Genomic DNA, 505 nt, shown 5'->3' on the forward strand with positions numbered 1-505 from the left:
AAGGTAGAAAGAACATGCAGGGCGCGCTGGAAATATGGGAGCTGGTACGCCGCTACATGGAAGAGCCCGATGGCCATATTCAAGCTTACCAAGTGAATCAGCGCCTGCTGGATCTGGAAGGTAAGCGAGAGAGTTTCATTAATTCCTTAATCCAAGCTACACGGTTTATAGCGGATAGCCCAATCATGGCCGCGGTCATAGCCCCAATGATCGCATGGGCAGGCACTGGTCGGATCATTGCCAAGTGGACCTGCCGCGTGCCGCGTTGGCCCGAGTGGGTCGAGGAGAAATGCCGGGTAACGCCGGACGATCCTTACGTACGCAATCGCCACACCGAGCGCCCGCTGAGCGCGAAGGAAGTCCTCTGGCCGCTTTGTTGCTTCCTGCTGGGTTGGGTAGAAGTGTTAGCAATTCTTTATTTCTGCTTCAGGGGCTACCTCTGAGTCGCCGAGGCGAGAGGCTTTCTTTTTATATGATATGCGGGAGTGTCACTCATGGCTGATAT

At 54.5% G+C, this 505-nt stretch carries 1 protein-coding gene; it reads left to right on the top strand.

What is annotated here, in order from left to right; genetic code table 11:
• Window positions 1-443, top strand: a 443-nt coding sequence (locus tag DOM41_RS17330; protein WP_425353276.1) for a DUF6708 domain-containing protein, incomplete at its 5' end; no start/stop codon positions are given.
• Window positions 444-505 lie beyond the last annotated feature (62 nt).

Origin of the sequence: Salinicola aestuarinus (assembly GCF_003206645.1) — a bacterium.
Lineage (GTDB): Bacteria > Pseudomonadota > Gammaproteobacteria > Pseudomonadales > Halomonadaceae > Salinicola > Salinicola aestuarinus.